Genomic DNA, 18,550 nt, shown 5'->3' on the forward strand with positions numbered 1-18,550 from the left:
CCGGCGTGTCCACTACTTTAGCGGTTTCCCCTGGCGACTCATAATCGAGTCCGCGGTCCGAATTTCGGCATGCCGAAATTGTTCCCGAGGGAAGGTCGTGCAGTAGTGGGTTGCCGCCGGTGCGGCGTGAGTGGCTGCCGCAAAACCGTTACGGCTGTGTGGCAACTCGGAGAACACTACGGATCGGGGTGGGCCGTGTCAACCGGCCCCCTGCCCCCTCCGGAGACCGCCGTTACTGCCGAGGCCAGTAGAGGTGAGGCGAGGTCAATCGAGGTCGCTGAGGCGGCCGTCCGCGTCGGGCTGGGCGTCCTCCACCCGGCGCAGCAACCGCGTCAGTACATCACCGAGCAACCCACGTTCGCGTGAATCGAGGTCCTGGAGCAGATCCTCTTCGAATACGGACGCGAGACGCATGGCCTCCAGCCACTTCTCGCGGCCCTCGCTGGTGAGCTCGACGATGACGCGGACCCGGTTGTTCTCGTCGCGCTCGCGGTTGACGAGCCCCTCGCTCGCCATGCGGTCGATGCGGTGCGTCATGGCGGCCGGCGTGAGGCCCAGCCGCTTGGCGAGGTCGCCCGGGCCGAGGCGGTACGGCGCTCCGGAGACGACGAGGGCCTTCAGTACCTCCCACTCGGCGTTGCTTATCCCCAGCGTGGCGGTCTGCCGGCCGTAGGCGACGTTCATCCGGCGGTTGAGGCGCTGCAGCGCGGAGACGACCTTCTCCACCTGGGGGTCGAGGTCCTGGAACTCGCGCTGGTAGGCCGCGATCTGTTCCTCGAGGCTCGGCTCGGCCGGGCGGGAGACCGCGTCTGAGGGCTCTGACATGCGACGGAGTATGACACGTAACGCATTGGCGTTGAAGTCCTTGGTCATGTACTCTTTAGCTTCGAACTTTAGAGTTGAAGTCTTCAGCTTGTGACTGTCTGTCTTGGGTGAGCCTGTCCAGGAACTGGCCGTCTTGAGACTGTCTGGTTTTGACCTGACACGTCGCAAAGCTCCTTATCTTCCTCTGGAGTCACAGTGCTGGGGGGCACCAGGTCTGCTCCGGGGGTCTCAATACCCGCGTGCGCCTCGCTCCGCCATGCACACACCCGCGCAGAAATGCGCACACCCGCGCAGCAATGCGCACGCATGTACGTATCTGACGACCCTCTCGACCTAGGTAGGTGAGTGTGACCACCGCAATGGGCGCCGCGCTGCGCCGGATCCAGCTGGGCAACGCGCTGAGCGCGTTCGGCAACGGCTTCACGGTTCCGTATCTGTACGTCTACGTGGCGAAGGTGCGCGATCTTGGAGCGAGTACGGCAGGCATCGTGCTCGCGATGCTGGCCGCCGCCGCGCTCTTCGTCCTGCCCTTCACCGGTCGTGCCATCGACCGACGGGGTCCGCTGCCGGTGGCCGTGGTGGGCACGTTCGCCGCCGCGCTCGGCTCGCTGGGCCTCGGGCTCTCCGACAACGAGCCGATGGTCATCGCCTCGGCGCTGTCGCTCGGCGCCGGTATCGCGGTCATCCAGCCGGCGCTGGCGACGATGATCGTCTGGTGCTCGACGACCGTGACGCGGTCGCGCGCCTTCGCCACCCAGTTCTTCCTGAACAACCTGGGCCTGGGCATAGGCGGCCTCATAGGCGGCATGCTCGTGAACGAGAACGACCCGGCGAGCTTTGTGCGACTTTTCGCCATCGAGGCCGTGATGTTCCTGGTGCTCGGCGCGGCCGTGGCGACCGTACGGCTGCCGAAGTCGCCCAAGGTCGAGGACGCGGTGCCGGTCGAGGCGCGGGCCGAAGGCGCCTGGAAGGCGCTGCTCGCCGACCGGCGGATGATGTGGCTGTGCGCGCTGGGGTTCGTACTGTTCTTCGCCTGCTACGGGCAGTTCGAGTCGGGCCTCGCCGCGTACGCCACCGAGGTCACGCGTATCCAGCCGTCGACGATGGGCATCGCGCTGGCGGCCAACACCGCGGCCATCGTGCTGGCGCAGTTCGTCGTGCTGAAGCTGGTCGAGCGGCGGCGCCGCAGCCGGGTCATCGCGATGGTCGGCCTCATATGGACCGTGGCCTGGGTCGCGGCGGGCCTGTCCGGTCTGGTGCACGGCGCGCAGGCGCTGGCCACGGGTCTGCTGATCTCCACGTACATGCTGTTCGGCGTGGGTGAGTCGCTGCTGTCGCCGACGGTGCAGCCGCTGGTGGCGGATCTGGCGCCGAGCCGGCTGATCGGTCAGTACAACTCGGTGTTCGCCCTGGTGAAGCAGCTGGCGCTGGCGGTCGGGCCGGCCGTGGGCTCCCTGATGGTGGGTCACGGCGCCGCTGTCGCGTACATCGTGACGCTGCTCGTGTGCGCGCTCGGGATCTCGGCGCTGGCCCTGCGGCTGGGCCGGCTGCTCACCCCGGCCCAGGACAACCCGCAGGCCGTGGCAGCACCGGCGGAGGTTCCGGTGCGCGAGGAGGTGGCCTGCGCGGCGTGAGCCGCGCGACCGGCCGAGCCCGGGTCCGTACAACGTGTACGGGCCCGGGCTCCTTCTTATGTGCGCGCTGGTGTGCGGGCGTGTGTGCGGGGTCTCAGCCCGGCCGGTCGGCTACTCGCGCGGCAGCGCGAACTCGCACCAGACCGCTTTCCCGCCGCCCGGTGTGCGGCGCGAGCCCCAGTTCGAGGCGATCGTGGCAATGATCGAGATGCCGCGCCCCGCCTCGTCGACCGGCTCGGCGCGGCGGCGGCGCGGCAGGTGGTCGTCGCCGTCGGTAACCTCGACGATGAGGCGGCGGTCCGTACGCCGCAGCCGCAGCCGCATGGGTGGCGTGCCGTGCTGGAGGGAGTTGGCGACCAGCTCGCTCGCGGCCAGTACGCCGAGGTCGTGCAGCTCCGGCGAGAAGCGCCAGGAGGCGAGCACGCCGGAGGCGAAGGCGCGGGCGCGCGGCGCCGCCTCCGTACCGCCGTGCAGTTCCAGTGCGGCGTTGTGGAAGAGCTCGGCCTCGGGGCCGGTGCGGTCCGGGTGCTGGAGGACCAGGACGGCGACGTCGTCGTCGTGGTCGTTGGAGATGCCGAGCGCGCGCAGCAGGCGGTCGCAGATGATGTCGGGCGCGCCGGTGGCGCCGGAGACGGCGTGCTCCAGTGCGGCGATGCCCTCGTCGATGTCCTTGTCGCGGCGTTCGACGAGACCGTCCGTATAGAGGACGGCGGTGGAGCCGGGGCCGAGCGGGACGCTGCCGGAGGTGTGCAGCCAGCCGCCGGTGCCGAGCGGCGGGCCGGTCGGCTCCTCGGCGCGGTGGACGGTGCCGTCCTGGTTACGCACGAGGATGGGCAGGTGGCCGGCCGAGGCGTAGACCAGCCGGCCTTCGTTGGGGTCGTGCACGGCGTACACGCAGGTGGCGATCTGGCTCGCGTCGATCTCCGCGGCGAGGCCGTCCAGGAGCTGCAGGACCTCGTGCGGCGGGAGGTCGAGCCGGGCGTAGGCGCGGACGGCCGTACGGAGCTGGCCCATGACGGCGGCGGCGCGCACGCCGCGGCCCATCACGTCGCCGATGACCAGTGCGGTGCGCCCGGCGCCGAGGGTGATCACGTCGTACCAGTCGCCGCCGACCGCGGCGTCCGTGCCGCCGGGGTGGTAGATCGCGGCGACCCGGAGGTCGTCGGGCTGCTCCAGCTCCTGGGGGAGCAGGGAGCGCTGGAGGGTGACGGCGGCCTCGCGCTGGCGGCGTTCGGCGGCGCGCAGCCGCTCGGCGGCCTCGACCTGGTCGGTGACGTCGGCGGCGAAGACGAGGACGCCCTTGTGCGGCGCGACGCAGGCGATCTCGGGGTCCGGGGCCGGGGTGCTGGCGGCGGCGACCTCGATGGGCGTGCAGGTGAAGGTGTAGTAGCCGTCGCGGCTGAGGTCGGAGCCGGCGCCGCCGGGGACCTTGCGCGCCTTGACCGTGCGCGGCTTGCGGCTGCGCAGTACCTGGTCCATCAGCGGCAGCAGCCCCAGCTCGGCGAGCTCCGGCAGCGCTTCCCGGGCCGTCGACCCCGCAGGGCGCTCGCCGAAGACCTTGGCGTACGCCCCGTTGACGTACGCGATGCGGTGCTCGGGCCCGTAGACGACGGCGACCAGGGCCGGGATGGTGCCGAGGATCTCGTGGGCGGAGAGCACGTCGACGGTGGGCGGCTGCGCACCGGAGGCGCCGGGCGCCGCACCCGAAGGCGGGGTGTGCGCTTCGGAGCGCTCGGCGCGGGCGGCGGGGACCGCGCTCCCGGGGGCCGCGCCCGGTGGCGCGCCCGTGGTGCCCGAGGCGATGCCTGCCGTGGTGGGCGCCGCGGGGTCGGCATCCGGCCGTTCCGCTTCGTCGGCGGGCAGCGGCGCGGGGGCCCCGGAGGCAGCCGCGGGCTGCGCGGCTCCGGGGGCGGGGGCTCTCCGCGGCGGCTTGGGGGACGACGCGCCCGGCGCCGCACCGCGGTCGGACCGCGCGGCGCGGCGCTGCGTGCCGGGGAAACGGGCGCTCCAGCGAGTGAAGTTCACGGAGGTGTACCTCTTACTTCGCGTCGCGGCGCCGAGTCGGTCCGGCGGCCAGAAGGTACCTCCCGGCCGTTGGCTGGCGGAAGGTCGGGCGGGGGCGCGCCGAGCGCCCTCTGGCGTGATGCAGCAAACGTCCCAATTCCTCGCGCTTGTCACTCTTTGCAGATACGAGCCCACCCATGGTCACACGTCCAGTGTGGCCGACCGGACTGACATACGTCAGACGCCGGGGTGGCGGGTGGGGTTCCTGACCGCGTCCTTGACCGCCCGTTCGACTGAACGCAACGGTGAACGTATGACCGACAGAGGCATATGGTCCAGGGCTATGCCCGGCCGACACCGTACGCAGGGTGTCCCTGTACGGCGCGCCGGGCCACCCGAAGGGGCGTCAACGCCGTGCCGGTCCCGTCGTCAACTCGCCTCGTTGTGCCGCCCCGTGCCCGCCGCGAGTTCGAACTCCGCCCTCGGGTGCTCCAGGGAGCCGAGCGAGACGATCTCGCGTTTGAAGAAGGCGGCGAGCGTCCATTCGGCGAGCACGCGGGCCTTGCGGTTGAAGGTCGGGATGCGGCTGAGGTGGTAGGCGCGGTGCATGAACCACGCCGGATAGCCCTTCAGCTTCCGCCCGTACACGTGTGCCACGCCCTTGTGCAGCCCCAGGGACGCGACCGAGCCGACGTACTTGTGGGCGTAGTCCTGGAGGGGCTCGCCCCGTATTGCCGCGGCGATGTTCTCCGCGAGCACCTTGGCCTGGCGGACGGCGTGCTGGGCGTTGGGCGCGCACTCCTTGCCCGGCTCGTCGGCGGTCAGGTCCGGTACGGCGGCGGCGTCACCGGCGCCCCAGGCATGCTCGACGCCCGCCACCTGGAGCGTGGCATTGCACTTCAGACGGCCGCGCTCGGTGAGCGGGAAGTCGGTCGCGGCGAGGATGGGGTGCGGCTTGACGCCGGCCGTCCATACGAGGGTGCGGGTCGGGAAGCGTGACCCGTCGTCCAGTACGGCGACGCGGTTCTCGCACGTCTCCAGGCGCGTGTTCAGCCGTACATCGATGTTGCGACCGCGCAGCTCCCGTACGGCGTACTCGCCCATCTCCTCGCCGACCTCGGGCAGGATGCGGCCGGTCGCCTCGACGAGCAGCCACTTCATGTCCCCGGGCCGGACGTTGTGGTAGTACCGCACGGCATAACGGGCCATGTCCTCCAGCTCGGCGAGCGCCTCGACGCCCGCGTAACCGCCGCCCACGAAGACGAACGTCAGTGCGGCGTCCCGGACCGCCGGGTCGCGGGTGGAGGAAGCGATGTCGAGTTGCTCCAGTACGTGATTGCGCAGCCCGATGGCTTCCTCGACGGTCTTGAAGCCAATACCGAAATCGGCCAATCCCGGGACGGGCAGGGTGCGCGAGATCGAGCCGGGTGCCAGCACCAGCTCGTCGTACCGCGTCTCGACGGCGCCGGTGCCCTCCTCCTCCGTGGCCAGCGTCTTCACCGTGGCGGTGCGCTTGGCGTGGTCGATGTCCGTGACCTCGCCGATGACGACCTGGCACAGGGGCAGCACACGGCGCAGGGGAACGACGACGTGGCGCGGCGAGATGGAGCCGGCCGCCGCCTCCGGCAGGAACGGCTGGTACGTCATGTACGGCTCCGGGTCGACCACCACGATCTCGACCGTGCCGCCCTCGAGCTCCTTCCTGAGCTTCCGCTGCAGGCGGAGGGCGGTGTACATGCCCACATAACCGCCGCCGACTACGAGAATGCGCGCCGGGTGCTTCACAGAGGATCTCCTCGCGACGTCGCCCGTGGCCCGTGGGGTGCGTCCGGGGCCGTCGGTCCGGCCCGGCGGAGCCACGATCACATGCACGTGTACCCGCTTCGGGACACAGCATTTCTCCATGACGCACCCCCGGCGTCTCTTTGTCCACAGGACAGGCGAAATACGGTCGGTGCCCCGAACCCCCTGTTGGAACCTCCCCTTCCGCCGGTGTGGGATGAGATCCGCAGGTCAGACGGGGGGTACGAGATGGCGGGAGTGTACGGAAACGGGATGGAACGGGCGCGTACTCCGTTCGAGGGGCGGACTGTACGGAACTGCCCCCTTCATTCTTGACCTGCGCTCAACTATGTTCGTACCTCGTCGGGGTGGAGCCTGTTGTCGGCTGCCCCGGCAGTCAGGGCGGGGAGTCTCCGGGGGGAGACGTCATTACCGGGGGATCATCTATGCACATGCAGAGTTCTCATTGGCCGGCGGCCGTGGCGTCCGTGCCGGGTGACCGGACCGGCGGCGTGGGCGAGGCCGGCGTACCCGGGCGGACCACTCCGCTCCGGGTGGACGCACAGCGCAACTTGGAACATGTTCTGCGAGCTGCCCGTGAAGTCTTCGGCGAGCTGGGATACGGCGCGCCCATGGAGGACGTGGCCCGCCGGGCCCGGGTCGGGGTGGGCACGGTCTACCGCCGCTTCCCGAGCAAGGACGTACTGGTCCGCCGGATAGCGGAGGAGGAGACCGCACGGCTGACGGACCAGGCGCGCACCGCACTCGGGCAGGAGGACGACCCCTGGTCGGCCCTCTCGCGCTTCCTGCGCACGTCCGTGGCGTCCGGCGCCGGCCGCCTGCTGCCGCCGAGCATCCTTCGGGTGGGCAGCGGCGTGGACGGGGGCGACGGGCTCACGGGGGCGCGGGTGCCGCAGCAGCGGTCGCCCGAGCCGGCGGTCGCGCCCGGCGAGCTGCGCATCGTCGCGCAGCGCACGGCGCCGGAGGACGAGTCGGCCCAGCCGCACTCCAACGGGCAGGCCCCGGACGGGCCCACGGCGGACAGCGGGGGCGCCCAGGCGCTTCTGGACGTCGTCGGGCAGCTCGTCGAGCGGGCGCGCGAGGCCGGGGAGCTGCGCGCCGACGTCACGGTGTCGGACGTGCTGCTGGTGATCGCGACGGGCGCGCCCTCGCTTCCGGACGCGGCGCAGCAGCAGGCCGCCTCCGCGCGGCTGCTGGAGATCCTCCTGGAGGGTCTGCGGTCGCGGCCGGTGGCCTGACGACGGACGGCTCGCGGGGGCCGGCGGGGGCAGTGGCCCCCGCCGGCCCTCTGCCTTGGTGCACGCACGGCGTACCCCTAAGCCTGCAAGCATGCCCCGAAAGAGCGGAAGCTAGAGCTGTTAGACAAGAAGTCAATCCGGATGAGTGATTGCGCCGCTGACCCATAAGGGTTCGGCCATCCTTGTGACAGGCTTGCGCGATGTTCAGATGCGGGAGCGTGGTCCGGGGGCCTCGGCGATGACTTTTGAGGGGCGTGACGAGCGCGACGGCGGCGGCGTCGGCGCGGAATCGACCACCTCCGGCAGCGACAGCGCCCGGCCAGAAGCAGTGCCGCAGCAGCGCGTGCCCGAGGACGGCAGTGCCCGCGGGACCGGGCGGAGCCCTTCCGGCCCTTCCGAAGCGGAGCCCGGTACACCCGGCACGCCCCCGTCCGATGCCGAGCTCGTCGCCCGTATGCGCGGCGGTGACGACAGCGCGTACGAGGAGCTGTACCGCCGGCACGCCGACGCCGTACGCCGCTACGCCCGCACCTGCTGCCGGGACGCGCACACCGCGGAGGACCTGACCGGCGAGGTCTTCGCGCGCACGCTGCAGGCGGTGCGCCGCGGGGCCGGGCCGAAGACCGCGGTACGGGCGTACCTGCTCACCACCGTGCGCCGCGCGGCCGCCGACTGGGGCAAGAGCGCCAAGCGCGAGCACCTGGTCGAGGACTTCGCGGTCTTCGCTTCCTCGGCGGCCGGCTCCTCCATGGACGACGACACGCTCGACCTCGGGGCCGACGTACGCGCCATGCACGAAGCCGAGCGGGACATGGCCGTACAGGCGTTCCGCAGCCTCCCCGAGCGCTATCAGACGGTGCTGTGGCACACGACGGTCGAGGAGGAGTCCCCGAGCGAGGTCGCGCCGCTCCTCGGGCTGTCCGCCAACGCCACGGCCGTGCTCGCGCACCGCGCCCGTGAGGGCCTCAAGCAGGCGTACCTCCAGGCGCACGTCAGCCAGTCCCTGACGGCGGGCGGCGACTGCGCCCGGTACGCGGACCAGCTGGGCGCCTACGCGCGCGGCGGCCTCCGGGTGCGGGCCGAACGCGGGCTGCGCAAGCACCTGGACGAGTGCCCGCGCTGCCGCCTGGCGGCGCGCGAGGTCGCGGACGTCAACCAGCACATCCGCGCGGTGCTGCCGGTCGCCGTCATCGGCTGGTTCGCCGCCGGTTACGCGGTCAAGGGCGTGGCCGCGGTCACCGGGGTCGCCGGAGCGGGCGCGGCGGCCGGTGCCGGGGCCGCTGCGGCCGCCGGGGGGTCGGGGGGCTCCGCGGGGGCCGGAGCGGCCTCCGAGGGCCTCGGAATGCCCGCGAAGGTCGGTATCGGAGCCGGCCTCACGGTCGCCGCCGCCGGGCTGGCGCTGGCGCTGGCCGGCACTCAGGAGCCGCCGAAGCCGCACGCCGAGCGGCCCCGCCCGGCCCCGTCCAGCCCGCTGCCCCAGAAGCCCGAGCCCTCGCCCACACCGAAGCCGGCGCCCAAGCCCGCGCCGCCCGCCCCTAAGCCCGCGCCGCCGAAGCCGAAGCCGACCCCGACTCCCAAGCCGAAGCCCGCGCCGCCGAAGCCGGCGCCCGAGCCGAAGCCGAAACCGAAGCCCACTCCGACTCCGACCCCGAAGCCCCCGAAGCCGACGCCCCCGCCGCCCGCGGCCCCGTATGCCGTCAACACGCTGGCTTGGGACTTCACGGGCAACGGCAGCAAGCCGGAGGTACGCGGCACGGAGAGCAGCTTCCTGTGGCAGCGCCAGGGGGGCGTCAGCATCGGAGGCAAGCACTACTCCCACGGTGTGACGACGCACGCCCCGTCCTCGGTGACGATCGACCTCAACCGGGAGTGCACGGCCTTCGACGCCTTCGCTGGGGTGGACGACCTCGCCATGGGGCGCGGCGCGGTGCGCTTCTCGGTGTACGCGGACGGGGTGCGGCAGTGGCGCTCCGGTGTGGTGCGGGGCGGCGAGCAAGCCGTACCGGTCCATGTCCCGCTGGCGGGCCGCACGTCCATCCGGCTGGTCGCCGAGCCGCAAACGGCCGCTGACACCCTGACGTTCAGCGACTGGGCAGAGTCACGGATCAGCTGCCGGTGAGGCGCTGAGGGGGCCTGGGGGCGCTTCTGCGGGGCCGGGAGAGGCTTCTGCAGGGCCCGGGGCCCGGCGGCTTCGGCGGGCTACAGCGCCAGTCGTTCGACGCCGGTCGACACGGCGCGCTGACGGGGTGCGGCCGCGCCCGTCCAGCACGTGCCGCGGCGGGCGAGCAGCCGGCGCAGCCACAGCTCCGTGGAGACCAGCTCCGCCAGGCCGTCCAGGGGCAGCGGCGCGCCCTCGGCCGCGGCACGCAGCGCCTTCCGTACGACACGGGCCTCCACCAGCCCCGCGTCGGCGAGCAGCGGCGCGTCGAAGAGCCGCACGAGGTCGTCCATGGAGGCGCGCAGCCCGGCCCGTACCGCCGCCGCGTGCGTCACGTGCGAGGTCGCGCCCCAGCCCGGTGGCAGGTCGCGGATGCCCGCTCCGGAGAGCACGGCGCGCAGCACCGAGGCGCGTGCCCCCGGTTGCACCCTGAGCGTGTCCGGGAGCGCGCGGCAGGCGAGTACCACCTGGTTGTCCAGGAAGGGCGCGTGCAGCCGCTGGTTCCGTACCTCCGCGGCCTGTTCGAAGATGCGGTGGTCGGCGGCGTGCCGGGCGAGCGCCGCGCGTGCCCGGCGTTCCCCGGGGCGGCCGACGGCCGGGGCCCGGAGTGCCGCGTCGCTCAGCCGAACCGATACTTCAGCGAGCGCTTCCCCCGTGAGCCAGCGCGCGGCAGGACCGGGCCGGCACCACGTGAGTGCGGCGAGCGAGGCTTCCACGGCACTGCCCGCCACCTCGTCCGCGAACTCCCGCCCCAAGAGACGCGCGGCGGCCGCGGAGATGCCCGCCCTGTAGGGCGTGCGGGCCAGCTTCCGCGCGGCCCGGTAGACCGTGAACGGTATGAACACCGAGTGCGCGGCCGCGCCGTCGGCCTTCGCCAGCGCCGTGACGGGGCGCAGCAGGTGGCGGCGGCGCCGGTCGAGCAACAGGTCCGCCAGGCGCGCCGGATGGGCGTCCAGTACCTGCCGCGCGCCGTGCCCCACGAAGTGGTCGGCGCTTCCGGAGAGCAGCCGCCTGCGGTGCCGTTCGGCGGCGACCATCGAGGGCCCCGGCTCGTCCGTGAGCGGCCCCGCCCCCAGGTCCGCGTACGGGAGCGCCTCCTCGCCCGCCGCGACCACCACGTGGTGCAGCCGCGGGTTGTCCGCGATGCTGCGGGCGCGCTCCAGCTCGGCCTCCCGGTACGCCTGGCCACCATTGCCGGCCCGGTCGTTGAAGGTCACCGCGAGGAGCCGCTCACCCTGCCCGTTGAGCCGCCCCGGCTGCCCCGGCAGGCCCGCCGCGAGCAGCGCCAGCGTCCCGGAAGCGCTGCCGCCGGACAGGTCGGCGCCGACGCCGGGCGCCGGTGCGCCGCGCGCGGCCCGTCGGTCCTCCGGGCCCATGCCGGGCACCGGGCCGGGGTCCAGGCCGCCGGGAGCCCCCGGGCCGCCGTGCGGGTCGGGGGCGTGCCGCGGGGCCGCCAGCCGGGCCCGCACGGCGTCCACGAGCGCCTCCCGCACGCCGTCCACGGCCTGTTCGGGCGCGAGCTGCGGCCCCGAGACCGCGAGCGAATGGGCCTGTTCGTACGAGGTGATCTCGCTGGAGCCGCCGCGCAGTACGAGGGCGTGGCCGGGCGGGACGCGCCGCACGCCCGTGTACGGCGTGCCGGTGCCGAGCGCCTCGGGGGCGTCCGGGCAGGCCAGCAGCGCCGCGAGGTGTCCCACATCGAGGCTCGCCTCGATCAGGTCGGCGAGCGGCAGGGCGGCGGTGGCGTAGGCCGTGCCGCCCGCCCACCGGGTGTGGAACACCGGGCGGGCGCCCGCCAGGTCGCCGGTGACCGTGAGCCGCCGGCCCACCTGGGCGACGGCGGTGTAACTGCCGGGCCAGGCGGTGAGATGGCGCAGCGCGCCGCCGCGCGCGGCGAGCAGGCCCACCCGCAGCTGGTCGTCGGTGGCGCCGCACACCCCGAAGACCGCGATCCGGGTCTCGGGGTCGGCCTGCACGACGCGTACTTCGTCGGGGCGCCAGTCGCCGACCGCCCACAGCGGATCGGGGTCGCCCCACAGGAGTTGGGCGCCCACGGGGAGCACCGTACGGCTGTCGTCGATGCGGTCCGGGCCCGTGGCGGTACTGCTCCACCCCACCAACCAGCGCATCGCGGCCTCCGCCCGTCTCCCCGTCGCTCCCTACGCCGGTCACGGGGCACTCGTCCGCCCCGTACGGCGCGTGGCACAGCAGTTGTGCGGACCACTCTGCCACGACAGAGGCGGGTGGGAGGCGGCATGAGGGCGGCGTGTACACGCGGGTGCCCCCGGTGCCGCGACGCCGCTCCGAAGAGCCGTGTGCGCCGCTCCGAAGAGCCGCGTGCGCTGCTTCTCAGAGACGCGCACGCTGTCTTCAGGGGCCGCGCACGCCGCTTCTCGGAGCTGCGCGCTGCCCGCGGCGGGAAAAGGGTGGGTGACGGTATTCAGCCAAAGTCCGTTCCGTACCGATACGTTGCGGACGGAAGCGCTCTCGGCGTGGACCCGGCGCATTCGGGGGCGGTCAACGGGGCGCGCGACCCGGGCGGCGGACCGTACGGACCGCCTGGCGGTCCCGTTCCGATGCGTTGCGTAAGTGATCGCGACAGTCCGGGAGGTGGGACTCACCCCCCGGACCGGACCGCCACCCGCGGGGAATGAGGTGGCGGTGTCCCCCAGCCCACTGGATCCAGTGCAGCGGGCCGACCCACGCAAGTCCCATGGAAACGTGCCCGCCTTGGAGCGGCCAGCGCGCACGGACGGGCGCACGGCAACACGTACCCGGAGCACATGCACACATGTGACCTCCCCTGCAGACATGAATCTCGCCATCCGGGACACCGACCCTTAACGGTCGGGATTCAGCGAACTACTCTGGGTGGACGCATGCCCCGGGGAGTACGGGGTGGCCGTCGCTTGGTCGAGGGGTGCGCATGTCCAGGGATACTCGCGGGCCGAACGAAAAACTCGGCACCGTTCTCGCCCTCGCGGGGATCAGTAACGCCGGGCTCGCCCGCCGGGTCAACGACCTCGGTGCGCAGCGTGGCCTGACGCTTCGCTACGACAAGACCTCGGTCGCCCGCTGGGTGTCGAAGGGCATGGTTCCGCAGGGTGCCGCGCCGCACTTGATTGCGGCTGCGATCGGCAGCAAGCTCGGCCGGCCGGTGCCGCTGCACGAAATCGGGCTGGCCGACGCCGACCCCGCGCCCGAAGTGGGCCTGGCCTTCCCGCGCGACGTGAACGCTGCCGTACGGTCCGCGACCGAGCTGTACCGGCTGGATCTGGCCGGACGGCGAGCGGGCGGCGGCGGCATCTGGCAGAGCCTGGCCGGTTCCTTCTCCGTCAGCGCGTACGCCACCCCGGCCTCCCGCTGGCTCATATCCCCGGCCGACAGCTCGGTGGCGCGGGGCGTCCCCGAGGCGAGAACGGGGCGGGGCGGCCCGCAGGACACGGATACGGACGCGGGGCCCGAGGGGCCGGTCGCCGCACCTGGTGGCGCGCCGACGCTCTCCGGGATACCGAGCACCTCCGCTCTCCCGGGCAAGGACCCGGCCGGCAAGGACGACCCGAAGGACACCGCGGCCGGCGGCGATCCGCTGCCGCAGCACGTCGGCCACAGTGACGTCTCCAAGCTGCGCGAGGCCGCCGAGGACGCGCGCCGCTGGGACTCCAAGTACGGCGGCGGCGACTGGCGTTCCTCGATGGTGCCCGAGTGCCTCCGGGTGGACGCGGCGCCGTTACTCCTCGCCTCGTACAGCGACGAGGTGGGGCGCGCGCTGTTCGGGGCCACCGCCGAGCTGACCCGGCTGGCCGGCTGGATGGCGTTCGACACGGGCCAGCAGGAGGCGGCGCAGCGGTACTACATCCAGGCGCTGCGCCTGGCGCGCGCCGCCGCCGACGTGCCCCTCGGGGGCTACGTCCTGGCATCCATGTCGCTGCAGGCGACCTACCGCGGCTTCGCCGACGAGGGCGTCGACCTCGCCCAGGCCGCGCTGGAGCGCAACCGGGGGCTGGCGACGGCCCGCACGATGAGCTTCTTCCGGCTGGTCGAGGCGCGCGCCCAGGCGAAGGCCGGCGAGGGCCGCGCCTGCGAGGTCGCCCTGAAGGCGTCCGAGGGCTGGCTCGAACGGTCCCGTGAGGGCGACCCCGACCCGTCCTGGCTGGACTTCTACTCGTACGAGCGGTTCGCGGCCGATGCCGCCGAGTGCTACCGCGACCTGAGACTTCCGCGCCAGGTACGGCGCTTCACGGAACAGGCCCTGTCCCGCCCGACCGAGGAATTCGTGCGCTCGCACGGCCTGCGGCTGGTGGTGTCGGCGGTGGCCGAGCTGGAATCGGGCAATCTGGACGCGGCCTGCGCGGCGGGCACCCGCGCGGTCGAGGTGGCCGGGCGGATCTCCTCCGCCCGCACCACGGAGTACGTGCGCGACCTTCTGCACCGGCTGGAGCCGTACGGCGACGAGCCGCGCGTGGTGGAGCTGCGGGAACGGGCCCGGCCCCTGCTGGTGGCGCCGGTCTAGCCGGTCGCCCGCCTTCCCGTCCCCCTCCCGGTGCGCTCTTTCGGGCGGCTCTTCCCGGTGCGCCGCCCTGGTCACGGCCCGGCCGGAGAAGCCGGTGACGGACGGATGTCAGTGCCCCCCGTCATGATGGGTATGTCGGTCGTGACGTGACGTTGCTCGTGATGGGGAGGTGCTGCCGCGATGGCGTTCGAGCAGGCGGAGGGGCGGCCCGCGGGGCAGGCCCCGGGTGAGGGCGCGGGGGCCGCGCGGCGTGCGGAAACGGGGGCGGGGGAGCCCGCGGGCGCGCGAGGGGACGACGCGCGGACCGTCGGCGCTTCCGGGCCCGTCGGCGCCTCCCGGCCCGCCGAGGCCCCCGGCACGGCGGGTCAGCCCGCCGGGACCTCCGGCACGGCGCCCCGCTCCGACTGCGACGTGGTGATCATCGGTGCCGGCATCGTCGGCCTCTCGACGGCGTACGCGATCACCCGGGCAGCGCCCGGCACCCGCGTCGTCGTGCTGGAGAAGGAGCCCGGCCCCGCCCGGCACCAGACGGGCCGGAACAGCGGCGTGATCCACAGCGGTATCTACTACCCGCCCGGCTCCCTCAAGGCCCGCTTCGCGCTCGAGGGCTCTGCCGAGATGGTCAAGTTCTGCGCCGAGCACGACATCCCGCACGACGTCACCGGCAAGCTGATCGTCGCCACCGACCGCGCCGAGCTGCCCCGCCTGCACTCCCTCATCCAGCGCGGCCGCGAGCACGGCATCCCCGTCCGCGAGCTGGGCCCCGCGCAGATCATGGAGTACGAGCCCGAGGTGCGCGGCCTCGCGGCCATCCACGTCGGCACGACCGGCGTCGCCGACTTCGGCGCGGTCGCGGACCGCCTGGGCCGCCTCGCCACGGAGGCCGGCGCGCGCATCGAGTACGGCGCGGACGTGCGGACGATCGGCCGGCGCGGCGGCCGCGTCGCGGTCCGCACGTCCGCCGGCCGGGTCGTCCGCGCCCGGGTACTGGTGAACTGCGCGGGTCTGCACTGCGACCGCGTCGCCCGGCTGGCCGGTGACGCCCCCGGGATGCGCATCGTCCCGTTCCGCGGTGAGTACTACTCCCTCTCCCCCGCGCGCGACTCCCTGGTCCGCGGCCTGGTCTACCCCGTCCCCGACCCGGCCTTCCCGTTCCTCGGCGTCCACCTCACCCGCGGCGTCCACGGCGAGGTCCACCTCGGACCGAACGCCGTTCCGGCGATGGCCCGCGAGGGGTACGACTGGCGGACGGTCCGGCCCGCGGAGCTGGCCGGCACCCTGGCGTATCCGGGCGCCTGGCAGATAGCCCGCCGCCACTGGCGGTACGGCGCTGGGGAGCTGCACCGCTCCCTCTCCAAGCGCGCCTTCACGGACGCGGTCCGCCGCCTGCTCCCGGCGATCACGGCGGACGACCTCGTCCCGGCCCCGGCCGGCGTCCGCGCCCAGGCCGTCCTCCCCGACGGCACCCTGGTGGACGACTTCCTCATCACCGAGGGCCCCCACACCATCCACGTCCTCAACGCCCCGTCCCCCGCGGCCACGGCCTCCTTGCCCATCGGCCGCGAAATCGCGGGCCGGGCACTGGGAGCGCTGGGGTAACCCCGCTGCCGATCGTCCCGCCCCCGCCGCCCGCTGTGGGCAATCGTGCCGCTGGGCGGCACGGGTGGGCACAGCGGCACCCCCCACCGGCGGGCAGCCGGACAACCGCCCCCACCACCGACCAGCGCCCCCATCGCCACCGCCCCCGGCCCCACTCCCCCGCCCGTAGAATCGACCCACTGTGTCCGAGAACCCCACCACCCCAGCCGACCCCACCCCCGCCGCACCCGAGGCGCACCCCGAAGCGCAGACGCCCCCCGCGCGTCAAACGCGCCCCCGCGGCGAGCCGATGTTCCCCGACGGCACCGGACCGGCCGCCGACCCGGCGGGCTCGCACCACGAGCGCCGGATCCGCTCGTTCCAGCCGCGCCGCAGCCGGGTGTCGCCCTCGCAGGCCGACGCGCTGCGCCGCCTGTGGCCCAAGTGGGGCCTGGACATCGACGGCCTCTCCCGGATCGACCTGGACGAGCTCTTCGACGGCCTGCCCGTCGTCCTGGAGATCGGCTTCGGCATGGGCGAGGCGACGGCCCAGATGGCCGCCGCCGACCCGGACACCGGCATCCTCGCCTGCGACGTCCACACCCCCGGCCAGGGCAATCTCCTCGCCCTCGCCGAGCGCAACGGCCTGTCCAACATCCGCGTGGCCAACGGCGACGCGATCATCCTCCTCCGCGAGATGCTGGCGCCCGCCTCCTTGGCCGGTCTGCGCGTGTACTTCCCGGACCCGTGGCCGAAAAAGCGCCACCACAAGCGCCGCCTGATCCAGCCGGAGTTCCTCTCGCTGGTCAGCACGCGGCTCGCCCCGGGCGCGATCGTCCACTGCGCCACCGACTGGGAGCCGTACGCGGAGCAGATGCTCGAGGTCCTGAGCGCCGAGCCGACCCTGGAGAACATCCACCCGGACAGCGGCTACGCGCCCCGCCCGGACTTCCGCCCGCTCACCAAGTTCGAGGGCCAGGGCCTGGACAAGGGCCACGTCGTCCACGACCTCCTCTTCCGCCGCCGCACGGACTGAACCGGCACGGCCGACACCGGACTGAACCGGCACGGCCGACACCGGACTGAACCGACACGGACTGAACCGACGCGTACTGACCCGACGCGGACAGAACCGACGGGCGCCGGGGACCGGCGAAGCGCCCCGTACAGCTCCCGCAGGCATACGTCCGTACGGCTCCCTCAGGCATACACAAGTACGGGCAAAACTGGCCCATACCGATCGCCCCATCCATCGGCTCTCAGCCCCGGTGCACGACTCCGCGCGCCGCCGTCACCTCGTGGTTACTGTCGAAGAGTGCACCCGTCCAAGCCGTCACCGGACCGCCCCTCGGGCCCCCCGTACGGACCCCCGAGCGGCCCTCCGCCTCTGCCCCAGCCCCCCGACGGCACCATGGCCGGCACCCACCACAGAGGCGGACGCGAGCAGCGCAGAGCCGCCCGCGATCAGCACCGAAGCGTCCGCGAGCACCGCACGCCCCGCCGGGCGGCGCTCCGCATCGCCTCCCTCATCACCCTCATAGCCCTGCTGACGCTCTCCGGCATAGCCATCCTGACCCTGGTCCGCCGCCAGACCGGCACCGAAGGGTTCCTGGTCGGCTTCGCCCTCGCCGTCTTCCCGGTACCGATCCTCGTCACGGCCTTCCGCTGGCTGGACCGCGTCGAGCCGGAACCCTGGCGCAACCTCGCCTTCGCCTTCGCCTGGGGCGCCTGCGCCGCGACCCTCGTCGCGATCACCGCCAACGGCTTCGCGACCCAGTGGCTGAGTACGAACATCGCCAGCGTCTCCCCGACTGACGCCGAGACCTGGAGCAGTTCGGTCGTCGCCCCGGTCGTCGAGGAGACGGCGAAGGCCGCCGCCGTCCTCCTCCTCTTCGTCTTCCGCCGCCGGCACGTCGACGGCATCACGGACGGCATCGTCATCGCCGGCCTCACCGCCACCGGCTTCGCGTTCACCGAGAACGTCCTCTACCTCGGCAACGCCGTCGGCCGCGACCTCTCGCTCGGCTCGCTCAGCCTGCACTCACTGGCCGGGCTCGCCGACTCGCTCACCGCGGGCACGTTCTTCGTACGCGTCATCATGTCGCCGTTCGCGCACCCGCTCTTCACGGTCCTGACCGGCCTGTCCTTCGGCATAGCCGCGACCCGCTACCCGCACCACCGCTCGCTGCGCCTGGCGCTGCCCGTCCTCGGCCTCACGACGGCGATCCTGCTCCACTCCATATGGAACAGCGCCTCGTCCCTCGGCAGCTTCGGCTTCCTGGCGGTCTACGGGCTCTTCATGGTCCCGGTCTTCGCCGCCCTCTCCTGCCTCGCCGTCTGGTCCCGTCGCGAGGAGCTGCGCTCCCTGCGCACGTACCTGCCCCCGTACGCGGCCGCCGGCTGGCTCACCCCGACCGACCCGCTCACCCTCTCCTCCCTCAGGACGCGCGCCCTCGCCCGCTCGATAGCCCGCCGCACCCACGGCCCCGCCGCCGCCCGGGCCGTGACCGAGTACGCCGCCCTGGCCACCTCCCTCGCCTTCCTCCGCCGCCGCGCCCACCGCACCGGCCCCACCCCCGACTTCCACACCCGCGAACGCACCCTCCTCCACCACCTCTGGCAAACCAAACCTTTGGCCCACCCGGCTCTGACCCACGCCCACCACACGCGGCATCAAGCGCCGCCTTCGCCGCAGGCGCCCGCCGCGTGGGACGAGTACCGCACGCCCGACAGCAACCGCTGACGCCGTTCACGCGCTGTCCGGCACAATGGGCTGCGTGCCCGTCACGCCCTCGTC

11 protein-coding genes are annotated in these 18,550 nt (G+C 73.2%); 7 read left to right on the top strand and 4 right to left on the bottom strand.

Going from position 1 to position 18,550, the window contains the following annotated elements; translation table 11 throughout:
- Positions 1-264: 264 nt before the first annotated feature.
- Positions 265-825, bottom strand: a complete 561-nt coding sequence (locus ACIGXO_RS14990) for a MarR family winged helix-turn-helix transcriptional regulator (RefSeq protein WP_399785707.1) — start codon at positions 823-825, stop codon at positions 265-267.
- A gap of 347 nt (positions 826-1,172) precedes the next feature.
- On the opposite strand from ACIGXO_RS14990, the gene ACIGXO_RS14995 reads away from it, so the two are divergent.
- On the top strand, positions 1,173-2,459 hold the full coding sequence (locus ACIGXO_RS14995; RefSeq protein ID WP_399785710.1) for an MFS transporter: 1,287 nt from the start codon (positions 1,173-1,175) through the stop codon (positions 2,457-2,459).
- Positions 2,460-2,570: 111 nt separating this feature from the next.
- Here ACIGXO_RS14995 and ACIGXO_RS15000 read toward each other — a convergent pair whose 3' ends face one another.
- Both ACIGXO_RS15000 and ACIGXO_RS15005 read right to left on the bottom strand, forming a co-directional pair.
- Positions 2,571-4,484: a SpoIIE family protein phosphatase gene (locus ACIGXO_RS15000; protein WP_399785713.1), complete on the bottom strand. Its 1,914-nt coding sequence runs from the start codon at positions 4,482-4,484 to the stop codon at positions 2,571-2,573.
- 408 nt (positions 4,485-4,892) lie between these two features.
- Positions 4,893-6,248, bottom strand: a complete 1,356-nt coding sequence (locus ACIGXO_RS15005; protein WP_399785716.1) for an NAD(P)/FAD-dependent oxidoreductase — start codon at positions 6,246-6,248, stop codon at positions 4,893-4,895.
- 443 nt (positions 6,249-6,691) lie between these two features.
- Between ACIGXO_RS15005 and ACIGXO_RS15010 the strand changes: the two genes are divergently transcribed.
- Positions 6,692-7,504, top strand: a complete 813-nt coding sequence (locus tag ACIGXO_RS15010) for a TetR/AcrR family transcriptional regulator (protein ID WP_399785719.1) — start codon at positions 6,692-6,694, stop codon at positions 7,502-7,504.
- A gap of 238 nt (positions 7,505-7,742) precedes the next feature.
- The gene (locus ACIGXO_RS15015; RefSeq protein WP_399785722.1) at positions 7,743-9,623 is read left to right on the top strand and encodes a sigma-70 family RNA polymerase sigma factor; all 1,881 of its coding nucleotides are present in this window, start codon (positions 7,743-7,745) and stop codon (positions 9,621-9,623) included.
- Between the two features lie 80 nt (positions 9,624-9,703).
- Here ACIGXO_RS15015 and ACIGXO_RS15020 read toward each other — a convergent pair whose 3' ends face one another.
- The gene (locus ACIGXO_RS15020) at positions 9,704-11,791 is read right to left on the bottom strand and encodes an asparagine synthase-related protein (RefSeq protein WP_399785724.1); all 2,088 of its coding nucleotides are present in this window, start codon (positions 11,789-11,791) and stop codon (positions 9,704-9,706) included.
- Positions 11,792-12,588: 797 nt separating this feature from the next.
- Between ACIGXO_RS15020 and ACIGXO_RS15025 the strand changes: the two genes are divergently transcribed.
- From ACIGXO_RS15025 to ACIGXO_RS15040, 4 genes are all read left to right on the top strand, one after another.
- The gene (locus tag ACIGXO_RS15025; RefSeq protein ID WP_399785727.1) at positions 12,589-14,175 is read left to right on the top strand and encodes an MFS transporter; all 1,587 of its coding nucleotides are present in this window, start codon (positions 12,589-12,591) and stop codon (positions 14,173-14,175) included.
- Between the two features lie 180 nt (positions 14,176-14,355).
- Positions 14,356-15,774, top strand: a complete 1,419-nt coding sequence (lhgO, locus tag ACIGXO_RS15030; RefSeq protein ID WP_399785730.1) for an L-2-hydroxyglutarate oxidase — start codon at positions 14,356-14,358, stop codon at positions 15,772-15,774.
- A 181-nt stretch (positions 15,775-15,955) separates the two neighbouring features.
- Positions 15,956-16,789: a tRNA (guanosine(46)-N7)-methyltransferase TrmB gene (gene trmB / locus ACIGXO_RS15035; protein WP_399785732.1), complete on the top strand. Its 834-nt coding sequence runs from the start codon at positions 15,956-15,958 to the stop codon at positions 16,787-16,789.
- A gap of 375 nt (positions 16,790-17,164) precedes the next feature.
- A complete protein-coding gene (locus ACIGXO_RS15040; RefSeq protein WP_399785735.1) occupies positions 17,165-18,496 on the top strand; it encodes a PrsW family intramembrane metalloprotease in 1,332 nt (443 codons plus the stop codon).
- Positions 18,497-18,550 lie beyond the last annotated feature (54 nt).

Source organism: Streptomyces sp. NPDC053542 (genome assembly GCF_044544685.1).
In the GTDB taxonomy this organism is placed as follows: Bacteria; Actinomycetota; Actinomycetes; order Streptomycetales; family Streptomycetaceae; genus Streptomyces.

What these genes read in the sequence shown, in the direction of transcription:
- ACIGXO_RS15040 (WP_399785735.1), top strand. Translation starts at nt 17,165, where the DNA reads ATGGCCGGCACCCACCACAGAGGCGGACGCGAGCAGCGCAGAGCCGCC.
- ACIGXO_RS15020 (WP_399785724.1), bottom strand. Translation starts at nt 11,791, where the DNA reads ATGCGCTGGTTGGTGGGGTGGAGCAGTACCGCCACGGGCCCGGACCGC.
- lhgO (WP_399785730.1), top strand. Translation starts at nt 14,356, where the DNA reads ATGGCGTTCGAGCAGGCGGAGGGGCGGCCCGCGGGGCAGGCCCCGGGT.
- ACIGXO_RS15025 (WP_399785727.1), top strand. Translation starts at nt 12,589, where the DNA reads ATGTCCAGGGATACTCGCGGGCCGAACGAAAAACTCGGCACCGTTCTC.
- ACIGXO_RS15010 (WP_399785719.1), top strand. Translation starts at nt 6,692, where the DNA reads ATGCACATGCAGAGTTCTCATTGGCCGGCGGCCGTGGCGTCCGTGCCG.
- ACIGXO_RS14990 (WP_399785707.1), bottom strand. Translation starts at nt 825, where the DNA reads ATGTCAGAGCCCTCAGACGCGGTCTCCCGCCCGGCCGAGCCGAGCCTC.
- ACIGXO_RS15015 (WP_399785722.1), top strand. Translation starts at nt 7,743, where the DNA reads ATGACTTTTGAGGGGCGTGACGAGCGCGACGGCGGCGGCGTCGGCGCG.